Here is a 17,768-nt window from a genome sequence, read left to right on the forward strand (position 1 = left end):
GTGGCGTACTTTGGATCAGACCAGGATCGAGGTCCCGGTCATCTCCTTCGGCTGTTCCAACCCCATCAGCTTGAGCATGGTGGGCGCCACATCCGCCAGCACGCCACCTTCACGCACTTTCAGGTTACGTTTGCCGACGTAGATGAACGGCACCGGTTCGGTGGTGTGCGCGGTGTGCGCCTGGCCGGTGGATTCGTCGGACATCTGTTCGCAGTTGCCATGGTCGGCGGTGATCAGCGCTTCGCCGCCGACTTTTTCCAGCGCGTCGACGATGCGACCAACACATTTATCCAGGCATTCCACGGCCTTGACCGCCGCTTCCAGGTTGCCGCTGTGGCCAACCATGTCGCCGTTGGCGTAGTTGACGACGATCACGTCATAACGCTGGTGATCAATGGCGTCGACGATCTTGTCGGTGACTTCCGGTGCGCTCATTTCCGGCTGCAAGTCGTAGGTAGCGACTTTTGGCGACGGGATCAGGATGCGCTCTTCGCCGGGGAACGGCTCCTCGCGGCCACCGGAGAAGAAGAACGTCACGTGGGCGTATTTCTCGGTTTCGGCGATGCGCAGTTGGGTCTTGCCGTTCTTGGCCAGGTAGTCGCCCAGCACGTTCTCCAGGCTGCCCGGGGCGAACGCCGACGGGGCCGGGATGTTGGCGGCGTATTGGGTGAGCATGACGAACTCGACCTTCGGCTGGCGCGCGCGTTCGAAGTCCTTGAAGCCTTCATCGACGAACACATGGCTCAGTTCACGGGCGCGGTCGGCGCGGAAGTTCATGAACACCACGGCGTCGCCGTCTTCGACTTTCACCGGCTCGCCGATGGTGGTGGCTTTGACGAATTCATCGCTTTCACCGCGGGCGTAGGCCGCTTCCAGACCTTCCTGGGCGGTGGCCGCGTTGAATTCGGCCTGGCCGTCGACGATCAGGTTGTAGGCCTGGGCGACACGGTCCCAGCGGTTGTCGCGGTCCATGGCGAAGTAACGGCCCACCAGGCTGGCAATACGGCCCTTGCCCAGGGCGGCGAAGGTGGTATCCAGCAGTTCGATGGAGGATTGCGCGCTTTTAGGCGGCGTGTCGCGGCCGTCGAGGAAGGCGTGCAGATAGATTTTGTCAGCGCCGCGCTTGAACGCCAGTTCGGCCATGGCGACCAAGTGATCCTGATGGCTGTGTACGCCGCCGTCCGACAACAGGCCCATGAAGTGCACGGCCTTGCCGGCGGCAACGGCTTTATCGACCGCGGCGCAGATGGTCGGGTTTTCGAAGAACTCGCCATCGCGGATCGCCTTGGTGACACGAGTGAAGTCCTGGTACACCACTCGTCCGGCACCTAGGTTCATGTGGCCGACTTCCGAGTTGCCCATCTGGCCGTCCGGCAGGCCCACGTCCATGCCGGAACCTGAGATCAGGCCGTTGGGCACGGTGGCGGTCAGGCGGTCCAGTACCGGCTTGTTGGCCGAGTACACCGCGTTGTCGTGGTGGCTTTCACTGTGTCCGAAGCCATCGAGAATTATCAGGACCAAAGGTTTAGGCGTGGTAGTCATAGATCCTCTCGCGGCGCTAATAAAGGAAGACAATTGAAAAGGGAGTGGCAGTTTAAAGCGAAGTTCCAACCACGTCACCGCTTTACGGGGGTTGGCCCCCCCTGGCGGCTGTGTATACTTACCGCCATTTTAACGCCCTGGAACCTCCTTGATGGTTGATCACCTGATTGCATTTGCCACTGCCCACTACCTGCTTGTGGGCGCCTTCGTCATCCTGCTGGCGCTGCTGATCGCTCACGAACTGAGCCGCGGTGGTCGCAGCCTGAGCACGTCGGAGCTGACCGCGCTGGTCAACAAGGATGAGGCCGTGGTCGTCGATATTCGCCCGGCCAAGGATTATGCCGCCGGCCATATCGTTGGCGCCCTGAACATTCCCCAGGACAAGCTGATTGCGCGTCTGGGCGAACTGGAAAAGCACAAGGCCAAGACCATCATCCTGGTCGATGCCCAGGGCCAGCACTCCGGCACCCACGCCCGTGAGATGCTCAAGTCCGGCTTCACCGCCGCCAAGCTGTCGGGTGGTATCAGCAGCTGGCGTGGCGATAACCTGCCGTTGGTGAAGTGATATGAGCCAGGTTGTCGTGTATTCCAGCGATTGGTGCCCTTACTGCATGCGGGCCAAGGCCTTGCTTGAGAAAAAGGGTGTTGCCTTTGAAGAGATCAAGGTCGATGGCAAGCCCCAGGTGCGCGCCGAAATGGCCCAGAAGGCTGGCCGCACGTCGGTCCCGCAGATCTGGATCGGCACCCGGCATATCGGTGGTTGCGACGACCTGTTCGCTCTGGAGCGCGCCGGTAAACTTGATGCGCTGCTGTCCGCCTGACGCCTAAACCCTCAAGAACCCAAGATAAAGAAGGATCTGCGATGACTGATCAACAGAACACCGAAGCAGCAGAAGCTCAAGGCCCACAGTTCTCGCTGCAGCGGATCTACGTGCGTGACCTGTCGTTCGAAGCGCCAAAAAGCCCGGCCATCTTCCGTCAGGAGTGGACCCCAAGCGTTGCGCTGGACCTGAACACCCGTCAGAAATCCCTGGAAGGTGACTTCCACGAAGTCGTGCTGACCCTGTCGGTCACCGTCAAGAATGGTGAAGAAGTCGCTTTCATCGCTGAAGTGCAACAGGCCGGTATCTTCCTGATCCAGGGCCTGGACGAAGCGTCCATGAGCCACACCCTGGGTGCGTTCTGCCCGAACATCCTGTTCCCGTATGCCCGTGAGACCCTGGACAGTCTGGTCACCCGTGGCTCGTTCCCGGCCCTGATGCTGGCCCCGGTGAACTTCGATGCCCTGTACGCCCAAGAGCTGCAGCGCATGCAACAGGAAGGCGCGCCAACCGTTCAGTAATTTGCTGAGCGATGCCGTTCTAAATGTGGGAGCGGGCTTGTGTGGGAGCTGGCTTACCTGCGATAGCATCACTGCGGTGTGACTGACACACCGAGGTGCCTGCATCGCGGGCAAGCCCGGCTCCCACACAAGCCCGCTCCCACATTTGTTATGCGGTGTTATTTAAAGCCCAGTTGGCGCCAGCCTTCATAGACGGCAACGGCTACGGTGTTCGACAGGTTCAGGCTGCGGCAGCCTTCACGCATCGGCAAGCGCAGGCGATGGCCATCGGGCAATGCGTCAAGCACCTCGGCCGGCAGGCCTCGGCTCTCCGGGCCGAACAGGAACGCGTCGCCCTCGGCAAAGCTGGCATCATGAAACGGCCGCGAGCCCTTGGTGGTGAACGCGAACAGCCGAGGGTGGCCCAGGCTCTCCAGGCAACTGGCCAGGTCGGCATGGCGCTTGAGGGTGGCGTACTCGTGGTAGTCCAGCCCGGCCCGGCGCAGGCGCTTGTCGTCCATGTCAAAGCCCAACGGCTCGATCAAATGCAGGTGGCAGCCACTGTTGGCGCACAGCCTGATAACGTTGCCGGTATTCGGCGGAATTTCTGGTTGAAAAAGGATGACGTGAAACATGCACGGCTCCGAAGGCAAAGATGCGCTGCATTCTACCCCCGAAGACGACCCGAGACCGAAGCTATTGCCGAGGGTGTTGGGCTCATTGGCGATTGTCGGCTTGATGATTGGCTTGATGATCGGTCGCTTGACCACCCCCGAGCCGCTTGAGCTGCAACAGGTAGAACCTGCGGCGGATGGTTTGGTGGTGTGGTTCAACGACGAACCCAAGCTGCACGGCGAGCATATCGACGGCACCGTGGCGCTGCTGTTTGACGCGCAAGGCAAGGCTGCCAACGGGCAGCTCAAGGTCAATGACAAGGACGTGAATTGGCGCATACGCAAGACCGACGCTGGCCTGCTGCTGAACCTGGTGGCGGCTCGGCCGTTGCGTGGGGAGTGGAGCGGTGCAGAGGTCGATGGCCGCTGGCGGCTGGAGATCCATCTCCAAGAGCAATAAAAGAGGGAGTTCCCGGCCTGCCTGTACCAGGGCTCCCAAAACGGGGTGAAGCCTAAGGCTTCGGTGTTAAAGAGGGGATTCTCGGCCTGCCTGTACCAAGGTCCCCGAAACTGGGTAGTACTGGGGTTATTGCAGGGGGCGTGCCAAAACTTGCAATTGCTGCTGGAAAAAAATGCCAAAAAGCGCAAAGCCCCGGAATACGGGGCTTTGTTTGTTTCTGCTACCAAGAAATTTGTAGCGAAAGCGATATGTGAGTTTTCTGGTCTGTGCTCAATGCCGGTTCATCGTGCATTGAAGCGGTGCACAGTCTGCAGGCATTGCACAAAACCAATGTGGGAGCTGGCTTGCCTGCGATGACGGCGTGTCAGCCCTATACAGGGTGGCTGACACACCGTCATCGCGGGCAAGCCCGGCTCCCACACTGGGCCTTCAGCGGTCTTGGGGTTCAGGCCTCATCACCCTCATCATCATCCCCACCATCCACCTTCATCCCCAATTCCTTGATCTTGCGCGTCAGGGTATTGCGCCCCCAACCCAGCAGCACGGCCGCATCGCGACGACGGCCGGCAGTGTGCTTCAGGGCAGTCTCGATCATGATCCGCTCGAACGCCGGCACGGCGCTGTCCAGCAGGTTCGACTGGCCGCGTGCCAGGGCCTGGTCAGCCCATTGGCGCAGCGCCTGTTCCCAGTTGGTCACGGGGGCCGAGTCCTGCGGCAGGCTCAGCAGTTCCGGCGGCAGGTCGCTGATGTGCACTTCACGCCCGGAGGCCATCACCGTGATCCAGCGGCAGGTGTTCTCCAGCTGGCGCACGTTGCCGGGCCACGGCAGGTTCTTGAGGTATTCCTCGGTCTCGCTTTTGAGCAGCTTGGGCTCCACCGCCAGCTCCAGAGCGGCGCGGCTGAGGAAGTGGCGGGCGAGGGTGGGGATATCTTCGCGACGGTCCGACATGCGCGGGATGTGGATGCGGATCACGTTGAGGCGGTGGAACAAGTCCTCACGGAATTTACCCGCATGCACCAGTGTTTCCAGGTTCTGGTGGGTGGCCGCGATGATGCGCACATCCACCTTCACCGGCGTATGCCCGCCCACACGGTAGAACTCGCCGTCAGCCAGCACGCGCAGCAAGCGAGTCTGAGTATCGGCCGGCATGTCGCCGATCTCATCGAGGAACAGCGTGCCGCCGTCCGCCTGTTCAAAGCGCCCGCGACGCAGGTTGGCTGCGCCGGTGAACGCGCCTTTCTCATGGCCGAACAGCTCGGACTCCATCAAATCCTTGGGGATCGCCGCCATGTTCAGCGCGATAAACGGCGACGCCGCCCGTGGACTGTGGCGGTGCAGGGCGTGGGCCACCAGTTCTTTACCGGTCCCCGATTCGCCGTTGATCAGCACAGTGATGTTGGAGTGGCTCAAGCGCCCGATGGCGCGAAACACTTCCTGCATCGCCGGCGCTTCCCCGATGATTTCCGGGGTGCGGGTCAGGGTGGGCGGGGCTTCCTGGTTCTGTTGTTCCTGGGCGTGCTGGTTGGCGCGCTTGACCAGCGCCACCGCCTCATCCACGTCAAATGGCTTGGGCAGGTATTCAAAGGCACCGCCCTGGTAGGACGCGACAGCGCTGTCCAGGTCCGAGTGGGCGGTCATGATGATCACCGGCAAGCGCGGGTGCTGCTCGCGAATGCGCGCCAGCAAGTCCAGGCCGCTGGCCCCAGGCATGCGGATGTCGGAAATGATCACGTCTGGCTGCTGGCGTGCCAGGCGGCTCATCACCCCATCGGCGCTGTCGAAGCTCTGGGTGGTCATGCCTTCCTGTTGCAAGGCTTTTTCGAGGACCCAGCGGATAGAACGGTCGTCGTCGACGATCCAGACAGTTTCACTACGGCTCATGTCGTGGGGGCTCCTTGTTCCAATGGCAGGAAGATCGAGAACGTGGTGTGGCCGGGGTGGCTCTCACATTCGATCAGGCCCTGATGCTGGCTGATGATGTTCTGGGTAATGGCCAGGCCCAGCCCGGTACCGTCCGGGCGGCCGCTGACCATGGGGAAAAAGATGGTTTCCTGCAGCTCCGCAGGAATGCCGGGGCCGTTGTCGATGATCTCGACCTTGGTCACCAGCCGATGGCGCACATGGCCGATGGTGAACTGGCGCAGGGCGCGGGTGCGCAGGCTGATGCGGCCCAGGCGCAGCTCGTTCTGGCTGCTGATGGCCTGCATGGCGTTGCGCACGATGTTGAGCACCGCCTGGATCATCTGTTCGCGGTCGATCAACACGTCGGGAATACTTGGGTCGTAGTCGCGCACCAAGGTGATGCAGCCTTGGCTTTCGGCCTCGACCAGTTGGCAGACGCGCTCCAGCACCTCATGCACATTGGTCATCGCCAGGGAGGGCAGCTTGTTGGAGCCGAGCATGCGGTCTACCAGGTTACGCAGGCGGTCGGCTTCTTCGATGATGACGTTGGTGTAGTCCTTGAGGTGCTCGTCCGGCAGCTCACGGGACAACAACTGTGCCGCGCCGCGAATACCGCCCAGTGGGTTCTTGATCTCATGGGCGAGGCCGCGCACCAGCATCTTGCTGGTTTCCTGCTTGGACAACTGCGCTTCCTCCTTGGTGATGCGCAGCAGGCGGTCGCGGGGGTGGACTTCGAGCAGCAGCAGGGTCGCGCCATTGCTCAGGATTGGGGTCACGGCGTAGTCGACGGTCAACGTTTGCCCGGTCAGCGCGGTGAGCATCGCTTCGCGCTTGGTGAACGGGTGTGCCTGCTCCACGGCCTGGCGCAACGAACTCAAGGCTTCGGCCGACTCAGTGAACAATTCGCTGATGAACTGCCCATGGCTGCGCTGGCCGCTGATCGCCAGGAGCATCTCCGCCGCCGGGTTCATGTACTCAAGGCGCAGGTCGGCATTGAGCAGGATGGTCGCGGTGGTCAGGTTGTCGAGTAACAAACGGTGCAGTGCATCGCTGATGGTCATCGGGACCTCTTTTGGAGCAAGGCGCGGGCTTGAGGCACACGCTGATACAAGGAAAATGCAAAAACCAAACCAAGGCTCCGAAAAGAAGCGTTAAAGCCCTGAAATAGGGGTTTGTGGCGCGAAACTGTGGCGTTCTGCCAGTTTGATCGGGAAGATTCGAACCAAAATGGGCTGTGGCTGGGGTGAGGGTGCAACCTATCGCACCAATATAGTGCGGTTTTGTGAAGGTTGTTCAGGAAGCTGCCAGAGATGGCCCTGAATGCATACAGCCCAAATGTGGGAGGGGGCTTGCTCCCGATAACGGTGGGTCAGTCAAACCAATGTCGACGGACACGCCGCTATCGGGAGCAAGCCCCCTCCCACATTTTTATCGGGTTCGCAGTCATTAGCCTTTATAGATGCAGAGTTCGGCGGTGGCGCGGATCATTGCCAGTTGGCGCAGCGGATCGTTCAAAGGCTCATGCACCGATTCGGCCAGCCACTGTGGGCACTGCGGGTCGGTGCGCTGTGGGGTGAAGTCGGCCAGTTGTTGCAGCAGGCGTTTTTGCAGCTCATCCAACTGCGGGCGAATCTGCTTCACCAGGTCGGGGCGTGGGTCGTCCGGTGCCTTGCCCTGAAACTGCCAGTCGGACAGGTGGGTGTATTGCACCAGTTTGTTCGCCTCGATCTGCGCGGAGAAAAACTGCTCGGCGGCAGCGGGGTCAAGCTTGTACCTCGGGGCTTGGGCGACGACGCTGGCGATCACTTCCTGCTCGCGTTTTTTGTCTTCGACGGGCTTGTGGCTGTCCCATTTGCTCAAGGCCACTTGGTCGGCAATCTCCAGGCGCTCGGCGATGCTGTTGAGCAACGGCTCAAGTATGGGCGGCGCGGCAATCGCACTGGCGCTGACAAATAACAGAGCGAATACAAATCCACGTTTCAATGGTGATTTCCTTGTAGGAGGGTAGCAGGTGTGAAGCAGTTTAATCACCAGACAAAAAAGACCTCCGCAAGCACATAACAGCACAATGTTGTACTAATTCTCTTTGAATGATTGAGTGTAAGGTCTCTGAGACTATCTGTTTTTTGGTACATGTACTATTCGTTATATTACTCCTCAGGCGGCATGAGCCGTTTTTTTTGGGGGAGCGAGTTTACTGAATCGCCCCGGATTCTCTACATTTCCTAAGAGGGGAGCGTTTCAGTGCCTACGTCTATCTAACTCAATTTGAGCGCAGAATACTTCCACACAGCCGCCAGGGGGGTGAGCAGTGAATCATCGAGAAACTGCACCACAGGTACGGCGACACCATCTCCTATGACCTTCGCGGCATGTGTTTTTGCGGACGGGAGCGAATATTCGTCCGGCAACCCCATCAAACGAGCAGACTCTCTCGCGGTCATATGCCTTGTTTTTATCGTTTCACCCTCAATAAAAATCAGCATTTGCCTTGAAGACCCGCCATCGGAAGCCCGCAAGCACCCTGCAATACCATCAAGTCTGACCTCCGTGAAGGATCTCATTCGTCCTTCATGCGGGCGCATGCGCCTAAATAAAGTTCCCACAACTACGGAATCCGTACTGGAGACTTTTCTGATTTTACCGATGTTGATGAGTGACATGGCTGCCAGAAGTTTCTGAGTCTGCTCAGGTGTATGCCAAACAGAAACATCAGGCTCTAAAATATCAGACAGAGTCAACGCTACGAGCGGAGGGGGAGGTAAACGCCACCAAAAATGGCGTTGCCGTAACGCTTCGGGAAGATTGTCCAATGCGCTAATCAAATCATCGGGGTGCCAAATTTCAACCGGATCAGGAGATAGTAATTGAGTAGGTACTTCAATATCGTCTCGAACTGCGACCAGAAAAATTCGTGGCCGACTCTGCGGCAGAAAGTGAATGGCATCAGCTACGACTACACCAAAATGATATCCACCAAACCCAAAACTCTCGGCGACAGTTTTAAAATCCTGTCCATTTCGGGATTTCAGAAGTCCTCTCACATTTTCCAATACAACAATTTTCGGATGAGTGCCGGAAATGTACTTCTTTTGAATGATTTCCCACCAGGCCGTAAATACAGAGGATGATGCACCTAGTAGTCCTTCACCCATACCCGCTGAGCTGAAATTTTGGCAAGGGGTGCTGGCCCATGCAAGATCTAGGTTGTCAGGGACGATATTAGGAGAAACTGATCTAATATCCCCATGGATAAGATCATCAGTTCCCCAATTTTCTGAGTAACATTTAACTTTTATAGAGTCGAAATCATTTGCGAGTACGCACTTCCAGTTATTACCAAGCCCTGCTCTGGCCATACCTCCGCCTGCAAAAAACTCTGCCCATTGAAGGCACGGCTCTTGGGCAGGGAAGGTTAAGTTGGTCAAAGCTATCGTCTCAGTGAGTTTTGGTGCCGGATTCTATCACAAAATTTGCCAAATTAGCTGATGGCTTAATCAGATTTTCCAGTTCCCAATTAAACATGAGTGCTTCTCTGCTTCTTGCGAATTCAGCGTATTGTCCGCTTAGATATAGTTCGTAGATTTTTGGAGTCACAAAGTGAGCCAGTGATTCATTTTCGCCCATAAGGTGGATATCAAAATTTTTGGCTGGTGTGTCTCCCAGTAAAAAATAAAATCCTGGGCGGCGTTCATGCCTGATAAATTCTTTAGGTCGAATAGGTATAAGTCTTTTCTCACTGCCCTTATAAGACTTGATCTTATGCGCTTCAAGTTTCGCAGCCAAAGCAAGTACCCAAGTTTTTATTCTGCCAGCATTGAGATTTACTTTAATGCCTTCGAGAGGGAGGAGGGCAGGCCCTTGATTTAGCGACCAGCCCAAACTACCTGTTTGAAGATACCTATTTAAGTCTGTAAGTGCTCGTTGAGAGTTTCGGGCTGTAGTGCCAAAAGCATTCGTGTAGGCAGAGATATAAAACCAGCTCGTCAGCATATCTGGAGAGCAATTCGGGTTATCAAGAAAAGATCGAGCGATTCCAAGCATCTGGAGCCGATAGGGGAAGGCAGCAGGGGAGTCGATATTTAAATGAGTGTTAGCAAACTCAGCGAGCCGCTCGATAGCTTCAAAGATTTCCGAAACAGAGCCATCGTTTATATTTTTTGCTAATTTATCAGTTTCTTTCGAATATATTTCGTATCCTAGTTTCAGCTTTAAAAGCATTAATACAAATTCAGTATCTATTTCCTTCCATTTCGACGCCTCGTCAAAATATTTCTCATTATAAAGCTCAAGGCTTCCCAATAAGTCAAATTTGTCAGTGTAGCTCAAAGCATTTAACATATGAGCTTCAGACATAACCGTCCCGCGGCTGTTGATTCGCTCAAAGCTTTTAGTAACTAAAGCCTGATCATCGGATTCCAACGGGATGACTGGGATCTTATAATCTTTGAAAGCGCTTACCACAGCATCACACCTATCCACCAAACCCTCCATGTGAGCAGGGATTAGGCGCTGGAAGCGTAAAAGTTCTTTGCTTTTGAATACTAAATCCAATGGCATATACATGTAGTTTTTTCTGACGAGCTCATCGGCGCTGAGCTCGTCGCGAAATAGAAACATGTTTTCTACGTTGTCTGCGGACAAATCGCAGTACATTAAAAAATCGCTAACGCTGTTTTCGCTTGTATATTTATTGCTGATTTTGTCAGTAGGATGAAGGAGCATGCAGTAGAGGGTAGATAGCCTCTGCAATCCATCCATTAGATAGATATTTGAGGAGGATGATGGCGCTTTCTCAACAAGGAATGGCCCAATATGATCGTATGTATTTATGTTGTCGAGCCGAGTATTCCAAACTAGGAGCGCGCCAATCGGAAGGCCTTCATAAATACTGCACAACAGTTCTCGTTGCTGTTGCCTTTTCCAAACTAAACTCCGCTGAAATCTAGGGATTTTAAGAATCCCCTCATAAATATCTTTTAAGAGAGCGGACAGAAAGGATACTCTCGGTTCCATTGTGAATTTAAAACTCATACCGGCCTCCCCAGTAGGCTTGCGAGATGATTAAGTTTAGATCCGAATTCATCAAGTGTCGAATTTTTCTGATAGACTTTATAGATGTCTTCGTGTGCTCCAACGCAAGAAAACGTTTTATGCGCAAAGCGCTTTCCAAATCCTTGCGTCAGCTCAGCAAGAGTTTCCGGAGGCAAATTATTATAAAGTTCGGAAGCTTTCTCATCGGCGGAGAGACCATCTTTCATATTGAGATGTGAAATTTGGTCTTCATTCATTGAGTAAATTGCCTTTGCTCGTTCATTCAAAGGCCCTCGATGAGTCAGTATATATATATCTTCATTTATATAGTTTTCAATCGATCGTTTTTTTAAGCAGTGATAAGTTAGTGAGTTCTGCTCGCAAACATCAATTATTTCTTGAGTGGCTTTTCCCACTGTGCCAGGTTGAGGCGCATCACTGTCAAACATTGTCCAGCTTAGCAAGCGGAACCCTTTTTCCCCTCCTCTCAACTCTAGTATTTTTTTTAGTTCCCCAATACCCCCGCCGAGAACTTCTATGTGTCCTTTACTGATCAATACATCAATTCTATCTCGATATTTTTCCGGGAGCAGTGTTTTAAGGAATAACAGGTCGTTTCTCGAATTTTCTAGGGCAAGTTTAATGCTTTGGTCAATTAGAGAGAAGGCATCATTAAGAGTGACTTTAACGATTTCGTCCCAGCTGCTTTCTTCGGTATCAGTAACATTTACAATGAGTGTTGATGGATATGTTTTCTTTATATTGAATCTTGCACTCAGCTGAATGGAGTGCCTCAAAAGCATTGACCATCGGTCTTTGTGTGCTTTGGATAGTGATGCAATCCAATTTTCAGCGACTTGCAGATCATCAAACTCTATAAATATCCTACCATCTTCATATCGGTGAATGAAAAGCATCAATAAAAGTTCGTTGTCTTCGTTAAGCAGGGCGGATGAGATATTGAAGAACACTTTACTCTCCTTTATTGTTATCTCGAACATCCATTAATGTCTTCGCTTGCTCGTATATTTCCTGGAACACTTCATCGGGGAAATTTTTCAAGATATATCCGCTTTCATCAAATTCAACTTTCCTTAAAAGGCTCCCTTCCTCGGAAGCTCCTTTAGAAACCCAGTATGTACATAGGTCATCTAATGAAAGATCGCCCGCTGCCAATGCGGTTTGAATTGCTAAAAGCAGACTTTCGGAATGCGTTTCAATGATGAAGCTAGCACGTTTATTTTTTTTGATACACTTAACAAGGAAGTTCGCTAGTGTTACGACCGCTCGTGGATGAAGGTGTAATTCTGGTTGCTCTAGCATTATGATAGGATTAATTCCAAGCTCGCCAGTAGCTGCTTGCGCGCATAAAGTAACAACTGGTAACGCTTGAGAAATGCCTTCGCCAGAGTCAAGAATTGGAATTCGAATGGAAGAGTTGCTCGCGGTGTCATTTACGGAGATCGTCTCGAGCTTACAAACAGTTTTATCGTTGCTTGAACTTTGTGAAAGAAGATTTATATCAATCGCTCTGCCGCAAGTTTCTACGAGCCATTCGTTTATATCATCAAGTGCTGGACTTTTTACTCGAGACATTTTCCAAATGGTTTCAGCCGTGCCTGAACCGTCGTACTTTATGCCTGCTAGGATACTGGAGTTAACCGCAAACTCTCTAGGAGGTTGAGTCCTGATAGAATTCAGCCAGAATACAGACCTAGAGAATTCTTTTAGCTTCCTATCTAATGATTTGTGAACAATAGGGTTTTCGCTGTCGTCGCTTCGGAGGGTAAAGTTGTCCAGTAACACTGTCTCAAGTTTTTTTTCTTTTAGCTGGTATCGTAATTCTTCTGGTTCAAAATCATCGCTTATTTGGTAATCGAATGATTCCAGTACTGTCTTGTTTAACTCTTGGATTGTTATGGCGGAAATGCTTTCTTCGTCTTCGCCTACTTGTGTGAGGTCAAAATTAATCGACTCGCCATCCTCCCACTCAAGTCCAAAAGACATTTTGTTTCCTGCCGCGTGCGAAAGATTATTGAAAGCGGCACCTCTCAGGCAGGGTGAGGTATAATCAAGATAACTTTTTATCAATGTTTGACGTTTGTTTTCTGAAAAGCTCGCAGCCAGCATTGGCATCAGTCTTATGGCGGCACTTTTGCCGGAGTTGTTATATCCGAATAATATAGTTAATGGTTTGATGTCTATCGATTGTGGAGACTTAAACGCTTTATATCCGGTAAAGCTGACCGTGCTAACTTTGACGTCGTCCATGTTTTCCCCCATGTCCAATATGATTTTCATCAAGATAATACTAGAATTGTTGTTTTTAGCCAAGCTTCGCATTCAGGTGTTGTTAGGGTGAGATTTTCACCTGGCCAGCGACGCACTGGGCTGGATATCCAGAATAAAAACAAATTTTATATAGCTTAATATATTTACCTTTTGGAGTTGATTGGGTTTAAGGCTCCTAACTAACTTTCAAATACACTTGTTAAACTCGTAATATTTCCTAATAGCAGATCCTAGCCAGTTTGAGCTACGCTCGGTCTGTAGCGACCCCAAACATAGAGCTTCGCGAGCGCCTGACGTCAGTTGCTAGGACGAGGATCGGAAGAAGCTAGCAGATCCGCTCAGCCAAGCTGTCCATTTCCAGAGCTTCGTATCAAGCGTCCGCTTGGGGCATTGCGTCTTCTCGATGCATCTATCGGCCCGATAACGGCAACTGATCTGCTGTCATGTAAGAATTATGGCTCAGCAATAATTATTCCTGAGGTGTTATTTTGAATAATCGTGACAGGGCTTTTCCCTGCGCCGTAAAGCAGCTGCGAGATTTTTCTAGCGTGACAATTTGATTTTCTCGAGTTCGTATGCAGTGAAATTCAGTTCGCTGAGGTTTATTGCTGAACGGCTGCTCATTAAGTCTCGATCAGAAAATATGGATAGAAGCCAGGCTGCTCCGCTATCGACTTTATGAAGTTAGCTCCTACAGTGGTCGTGTAGGGGGTAAGGCAGAGGCTACCTTAACTTGCGCGGTTGCCTACAGGTGGGCCAGAATCCGCCGGCTTGTACGGCTGGCATTTCGTCTTTAAGGTTGCTCGGTCGCTGCTCATCAGCGATCAGGTTTAGTAGCCTGGATTCGAATTGTAGGTCGTGCATTCTCCATCACGCTTGATGGCGGTTGTGCGCAGGGCATCTTCGGATGCGCCGGGCTTCTACATTCACCGGTCTACTAACCTGCGCACAGCTGCCTCCACTTCGTTTAGTAGCGAAATGAAAGCGGCCTCATTTGAGGAATGTAGAAAATGTTCAAGCCAACCCCGAATCCACCGCCCTGTGTCTTCACCATCGCCGCTGATATCGACGATGAGGCGCTGATGATCAACAGCTTCGAAACCTTCTCCTCGGTCAGTACCTTGTTGCTGGACCTTTCCGAAGACCTGGATGGAAAGCACCGCGATATCGCACTGGCCATTCACCAACTGAGCGCCATGGGGACGTTGATGGTCAGCCGCATGCTCGACCGCCAAGCGGCCATCTGACAATTCGCAGGCAAAAAAAAGACCTCCCGGAGGAGGTCCTTTTCATCACGCCACGTTAAGCAGCGCTACCGGATCAGCAGCTGTAGTACAGCTCGTATTCCAGTGGGTGTACGAAGGTGCGCACCTTGATTTCTTCTTCGCTTTTCAGGGCGATGTAAGCGTCGATGAAGTCGTCGCTGAACACGCCGCCTTTGGTCAGGAACGCACGGCCCTTGTCCAGCTCTTCCAGGGCTTCTTTCAGGCTGCCGCACACTTGTGGGATCTCTTTGGCCTCTTCAGGCGGCAGGTCGTACAAGTTTTTGTCGGCGGCGTCGCCAGGGTGGATCTTGTTCTGGATACCGTCCAGGCCGGCCATCATCAGGGCGGCGAAGGCCAGGTAAGGGTTGGCAGCCGGGTCTGGGAAGCGCGCTTCGATACGACGGCCTTTAGGGCTGTTGACGTAAGGAATACGGATCGAGGCGGAGCGGTTGCGTGCCGAGTAGGCCAGCATCACCGGCGCTTCAAAACCTGGGACCAGACGCTTGTAGGAGTTGGTCGACGGGTTGGTGAAGCCGTTCAGCGCTTTGCCGTGCTTGATGATGCCGCCGATGAAGTACAGGGCGGTATCGGACAGGCCGGCATAGCCTTCGCCAGCGAAGGTGTTCTTGCCGTCTTTGGAAATCGATACGTGAACGTGCATGCCCGAGCCGTTATCGCCGTACAGCGGCTTAGGCATGAAGGTAGCGGTGCGGCCATAGGCATCAGCAACGTTGTGCACGCAGTATTTCAGGGTTTGAACTTCGTCAGCCTTCTTCACCAGCGTGTTGAATTTCACGCCGATTTCGTTCTGGCCGGCAGTCGCCACTTCGTGGTGGTGAACTTCAACGGTCTGGCCCATTTCTTCCAGTGCGTTGCACATGGAGGTACGGATTTCATGGTCGAAGTCGAACGGTGGTACTGGGAAGTAGCCGCCTTTCACGCCTGGACGGTGGCCTTTGTTGCCGCCTTCCACGTCCTGGTCGGACATCCACGAGCCTTGCTCGGAGAAAATCTTGAACATGGAGCCGGAGATGTCGGATTTGAACTTCACCGAGTCGAAGATGAAGAACTCTGGCTCAGGGCCGAAGAATGCGGTGTCGCCGATACCGGTGGACTTCAGGTATTCCTCGGCACGGTGGGCGATGGCGCGTGGGTCGCGGTCATAGCCTTGCATGGTCGAAGGCTCGATGATGTCGCACACCAGGATCAGGGTTGGCTCTTCGGTGAACGGGTCGAGTACGGCTGTGCTGTCGTCTGGCAGCAGGATCATGTCGGAGGCTTCGATGCCTTTCCAGCCGGCGATGGAGGAACCGTCGAACATCTTGCCGACTTCGAAGAAGTCATCTTCCAGCGCATCGCGAGCCGGCATGGTCACGTGGTGCTGAGTGCCTTTTGTGTCCGTGAAGCGCAGATCAATCCATTTAACGTCATGATCTTTGATGAGTTGAACCGACTTCGACATGGTGTCCTCCGGGTGGCTTCGGGCTTGGGTAGTGGAGTTAGCCCTTAGAATTTGGGTGATGCCGGCGCGGATACTCCGCCAAGGCAACCTGCCTCACAAGAGAGCAAATTGCATGCCAGTGCGCCAACATGGCCGTTTTGCCTCAAAATGGCCCCTATAACGGTGCAATCGGCTAAAACGGCATAAATCGCGCACTGCAATGTAGCGTTTATTTGTGTAAATGACCCGTTTTGGTGCATTGCGCATGCAATGCATATTAACTGGTTAAACCTTGAGCGATTTCCGCTATAATCCGCGCCCCCCTTTTTCAGCAGGCCCGGCGCGCGCTGTTTCCATGAAATTAATCGTTAAAGTCTTCCCCGAGATCACCATCAAAAGCCGACCGGTACGGACGCGTTTCATTCGTCAGTTGGCCAAGAACATCCGTGCCGTGCTCCGTGACCTGGACCCGGCTGTGGTGGTGAACGGCGTGTGGGACAACCTCGAGCTGGAAACCCGCATTACCGACGCCAAAGCCTTGAAGGACATGACCGAGCGCCTGAGCTGCATGCCGGGCATCGCGCATTTTCTGCAGGTGGATGAGTACCCGCTGGGCGACTTCGACGACATCACCGAAAAGTGCAAGCAGCACTACGGCAGTGCGCTTGAAGGCAAGATTTTTTCGGTGCGTTGCAAGCGTGCCGGCAAGCACCCGTTCAGCTCCATGGATGTCGAGAAATACGTCGGCAGCAAGCTGCGTCGCGAGTGCGGTGCCGCTGGAATTTCCCTGAAAGCGCCACAAATTGAAGTGCGCATGGAAATTCGCGACCAACGGTTGTTTGTGATCCACAGCCAGCACAACAGCATCGGCGGCTACCCGCTGGGTGCCCTGGAACAGACCCTGGTATTGATGTCCGGCGGTTTCGATTCCACGGTGGCGGCCTACCAGATCATGCGCCGCGGCCTGATGAGCCACTTCTGCTTCTTCAACCTGGGCGGGCGTGCCCATGAATTGGGCGTGATGGAAGTCGCGCACTTTATCTGGAAGAAGTACGGCAGCTCCCAGCGCGTGCTATTTGTAAGCGTACCGTTCGAGGAAGTGCTGGGCGAAATTCTCGGCAAAGTCGATAACAGTCATATGGGCGTAGTATTGAAGCGTATGATGTTGCGCGCTGCGTCCCGAATCGCCGATCAATTGCAGATCGACGCCCTGGTGACCGGCGAAGCGATTTCCCAGGTTTCCAGCCAGACGCTGCCGAACCTGTCGATCATTGATTGCGTGACCGAGAAGCTGGTGCTGCGCCCGCTGATCGCCAGCCACAAGCAGGACATCATCGACCTGGCCGAGCAAATCGGCACCGCCGACTTTGCCAAGCATATGCCTGAATACTGCGGGGTCATTTCGGTGAACCCCAAGACCCACGCCAAGCGTCACCGCGTGGAGCATGAAGAAAAAGAATTCGACATGGCGATTCTGGAGCGTGCGCTCGAGAACGCCAAGCTGGTGCCAATCGATCGAGTGATCGACGAATTGGGCCAGGATGTGCAGATCGAAGAAGTCAGCGAAGCCCTGGCCGGCCAGATCGTCGTCGACATCCGTCACCCGGATGCCGCCGACGACGAGCCGCTGGAGATTCCTGGCATCGACGTACAAACGCTGCCGTTCTATGCATTGAACGCGCGTTTCAAGGAACTGGATGACAGCCGTCAGTACCTGCTGTATTGCGACAAAGGCGTGATGAGTCGCCTGCATGCCCACCATTTGCTCAGTGAGGGGCATGCCAATGTGCGCGTTTATCGACCGAGCTAAGAGCCCGGGGCTGTTTGCCTGTGGCCTGCGTCACCGGCCCCCCGACTCTGCCGTCAAGCTGTAACGGCAAGGCCTGACTCTACTGT

16 protein-coding genes are annotated in these 17,768 nt (G+C 54.0%); 6 read left to right on the plus strand and 10 right to left on the minus strand.

Annotation, left to right across the window (positions count from 1 at the left end; genetic code table 11):
* Nucleotides 1-15: 15 nt before the first annotated feature.
* The gene (gene gpmI / locus ACP7CZ_RS08665) at nt 16-1,542 is read right to left on the minus strand and encodes a 2,3-bisphosphoglycerate-independent phosphoglycerate mutase (protein WP_262020031.1); all 1,527 of its coding nucleotides are present in this window, start codon (nt 1,540-1,542) and stop codon (nt 16-18) included.
* A gap of 151 nt (nt 1,543-1,693) precedes the next feature.
* Here gpmI and ACP7CZ_RS08670 point away from each other — a divergent pair, with 151 nt between their 5' ends.
* From ACP7CZ_RS08670 to secB, 3 genes are read left to right on the plus strand one after another with little or no spacing between them, the layout of a single operon-like run.
* Nucleotides 1,694-2,107, plus strand: a complete 414-nt coding sequence (locus tag ACP7CZ_RS08670) for a rhodanese-like domain-containing protein (RefSeq protein ID WP_032901811.1) — start codon at nt 1,694-1,696, stop codon at nt 2,105-2,107.
* 1 nt (nt 2,108) lies between these two features.
* Nucleotides 2,109-2,363, plus strand: a complete 255-nt coding sequence (gene grxC, locus ACP7CZ_RS08675; RefSeq protein ID WP_003171118.1) for a glutaredoxin 3 — start codon at nt 2,109-2,111, stop codon at nt 2,361-2,363.
* A gap of 41 nt (nt 2,364-2,404) precedes the next feature.
* Nucleotides 2,405-2,884, plus strand: a complete 480-nt coding sequence (gene secB / locus ACP7CZ_RS08680) for a protein-export chaperone SecB (RefSeq protein WP_032894017.1) — start codon at nt 2,405-2,407, stop codon at nt 2,882-2,884.
* Nucleotides 2,885-3,042: 158 nt separating this feature from the next.
* Here secB and ACP7CZ_RS08685 read toward each other — a convergent pair whose 3' ends face one another.
* Complete coding sequence (locus ACP7CZ_RS08685) at nt 3,043-3,498, minus strand: tRNA (cytidine(34)-2'-O)-methyltransferase (RefSeq protein ID WP_003171120.1); 456 nt, start codon at nt 3,496-3,498, stop codon at nt 3,043-3,045.
* On the opposite strand from ACP7CZ_RS08685, the gene ACP7CZ_RS08690 reads away from it, so the two are divergent.
* Nucleotides 3,497-3,937 carry a hypothetical protein gene (locus ACP7CZ_RS08690; RefSeq protein ID WP_127880503.1) on the plus strand — a complete coding sequence of 147 codons (441 nt, stop codon included), beginning with the start codon at nt 3,497-3,499 and terminating at the stop codon, nt 3,935-3,937. The two genes, ACP7CZ_RS08685 and ACP7CZ_RS08690, sit on opposite strands and share 2 nt — an antisense overlap.
* Before the next feature lie 445 nt (nt 3,938-4,382).
* On the opposite strand, the gene ntrC is transcribed toward ACP7CZ_RS08690, so the two are convergent.
* The 7 genes from ntrC to ACP7CZ_RS08725 form a co-directional block, all read right to left on the minus strand.
* A complete protein-coding gene (gene ntrC, locus ACP7CZ_RS08695) occupies nt 4,383-5,819 on the minus strand; it encodes a nitrogen regulation protein NR(I) (protein WP_003187806.1) in 1,437 nt (478 codons plus the stop codon).
* Nucleotides 5,816-6,901, minus strand: a complete 1,086-nt coding sequence (glnL, locus tag ACP7CZ_RS08700) for a nitrogen regulation protein NR(II) (protein ID WP_014716523.1) — start codon at nt 6,899-6,901, stop codon at nt 5,816-5,818. The genes ntrC and glnL overlap by 4 nt, the downstream gene beginning before the upstream one ends.
* Nucleotides 6,902-7,286: 385 nt before the next feature.
* A complete protein-coding gene (locus ACP7CZ_RS08705) occupies nt 7,287-7,823 on the minus strand; it encodes a chorismate mutase (RefSeq protein WP_294172706.1) in 537 nt (178 codons plus the stop codon).
* A 275-nt stretch (nt 7,824-8,098) separates the two neighbouring features.
* Entirely contained in the window at nt 8,099-9,268 is a 1,170-nt protein-coding gene (locus ACP7CZ_RS08710; RefSeq protein WP_294172703.1) for a DNA cytosine methyltransferase, read from the minus strand.
* A 10-nt stretch (nt 9,269-9,278) separates the two neighbouring features.
* Nucleotides 9,279-10,874 (minus strand): DUF262 domain-containing protein, encoded by a 1,596-nt coding sequence (locus ACP7CZ_RS08715; RefSeq protein ID WP_294172701.1) that lies wholly within the window; start codon nt 10,872-10,874, stop codon nt 9,279-9,281.
* Nucleotides 10,871-11,845 (minus strand): hypothetical protein, encoded by a 975-nt coding sequence (locus ACP7CZ_RS08720; protein ID WP_294172699.1) that lies wholly within the window; start codon nt 11,843-11,845, stop codon nt 10,871-10,873. The genes ACP7CZ_RS08715 and ACP7CZ_RS08720 overlap by 4 nt, the downstream gene beginning before the upstream one ends.
* A gap of 1 nt (nt 11,846) precedes the next feature.
* Entirely contained in the window at nt 11,847-13,145 is a 1,299-nt protein-coding gene (locus ACP7CZ_RS08725) for an AAA family ATPase (protein WP_294172697.1), read from the minus strand.
* Between the two features lie 1,031 nt (nt 13,146-14,176).
* On the opposite strand from ACP7CZ_RS08725, the gene ACP7CZ_RS08730 reads away from it, so the two are divergent.
* Complete coding sequence (locus ACP7CZ_RS08730; protein ID WP_294172694.1) at nt 14,177-14,413, plus strand: DUF6124 family protein; 237 nt, start codon at nt 14,177-14,179, stop codon at nt 14,411-14,413.
* A 73-nt stretch (nt 14,414-14,486) separates the two neighbouring features.
* Here the strand turns inward: ACP7CZ_RS08730 and glnA are convergent, their stop codons facing one another.
* Nucleotides 14,487-15,893, minus strand: coding sequence for a type I glutamate--ammonia ligase (gene glnA, locus ACP7CZ_RS08735; protein ID WP_003187811.1), 1,407 nt, complete (start codon nt 15,891-15,893; stop codon nt 14,487-14,489).
* A gap of 334 nt (nt 15,894-16,227) precedes the next feature.
* On the opposite strand from glnA, the gene thiI reads away from it, so the two are divergent.
* The gene (thiI, locus tag ACP7CZ_RS08740) at nt 16,228-17,682 is read left to right on the plus strand and encodes a tRNA uracil 4-sulfurtransferase ThiI (protein ID WP_054897542.1); all 1,455 of its coding nucleotides are present in this window, start codon (nt 16,228-16,230) and stop codon (nt 17,680-17,682) included.
* Nucleotides 17,683-17,768: the final 86 nt, after the last annotated feature.

Origin of the sequence: Pseudomonas sp. DWP2-2 (assembly GCF_049897065.1) — a bacterium.
In the GTDB taxonomy this organism is placed as follows: domain Bacteria; phylum Pseudomonadota; class Gammaproteobacteria; order Pseudomonadales; family Pseudomonadaceae; genus Aquipseudomonas; species Aquipseudomonas paracarnis.

Excerpts from the sequence above, each read along its gene's own strand:
- ACP7CZ_RS08690 (WP_127880503.1), top strand. The coding sequence starts at position 3,497 with ATGCACGGCTCCGAAGGCAAAGATGCGCTGCATTCTACCCCCGAAGAC.
- ACP7CZ_RS08715 (WP_294172701.1), bottom strand. The coding sequence starts at position 10,874 with ATGAGTTTTAAATTCACAATGGAACCGAGAGTATCCTTTCTGTCCGCT.
- ACP7CZ_RS08730 (WP_294172694.1), top strand. The coding sequence starts at position 14,177 with ATGTTCAAGCCAACCCCGAATCCACCGCCCTGTGTCTTCACCATCGCC.
- thiI (WP_054897542.1), top strand. The coding sequence starts at position 16,228 with ATGAAATTAATCGTTAAAGTCTTCCCCGAGATCACCATCAAAAGCCGA.
- ACP7CZ_RS08725 (WP_294172697.1), bottom strand. The coding sequence starts at position 13,145 with ATGGACGACGTCAAAGTTAGCACGGTCAGCTTTACCGGATATAAAGCG.
- ntrC (WP_003187806.1), bottom strand. The coding sequence starts at position 5,819 with ATGAGCCGTAGTGAAACTGTCTGGATCGTCGACGACGACCGTTCTATC.
- ACP7CZ_RS08685 (WP_003171120.1), bottom strand. The coding sequence starts at position 3,498 with ATGTTTCACGTCATCCTTTTTCAACCAGAAATTCCGCCGAATACCGGC.
- gpmI (WP_262020031.1), bottom strand. The coding sequence starts at position 1,542 with ATGACTACCACGCCTAAACCTTTGGTCCTGATAATTCTCGATGGCTTC.
- secB (WP_032894017.1), top strand. The coding sequence starts at position 2,405 with ATGACTGATCAACAGAACACCGAAGCAGCAGAAGCTCAAGGCCCACAG.
- glnL (WP_014716523.1), bottom strand. The coding sequence starts at position 6,901 with ATGACCATCAGCGATGCACTGCACCGTTTGTTACTCGACAACCTGACC.
- ACP7CZ_RS08670 (WP_032901811.1), top strand. The coding sequence starts at position 1,694 with ATGGTTGATCACCTGATTGCATTTGCCACTGCCCACTACCTGCTTGTG.
- grxC (WP_003171118.1), top strand. The coding sequence starts at position 2,109 with ATGAGCCAGGTTGTCGTGTATTCCAGCGATTGGTGCCCTTACTGCATG.
- glnA (WP_003187811.1), bottom strand. The coding sequence starts at position 15,893 with ATGTCGAAGTCGGTTCAACTCATCAAAGATCATGACGTTAAATGGATT.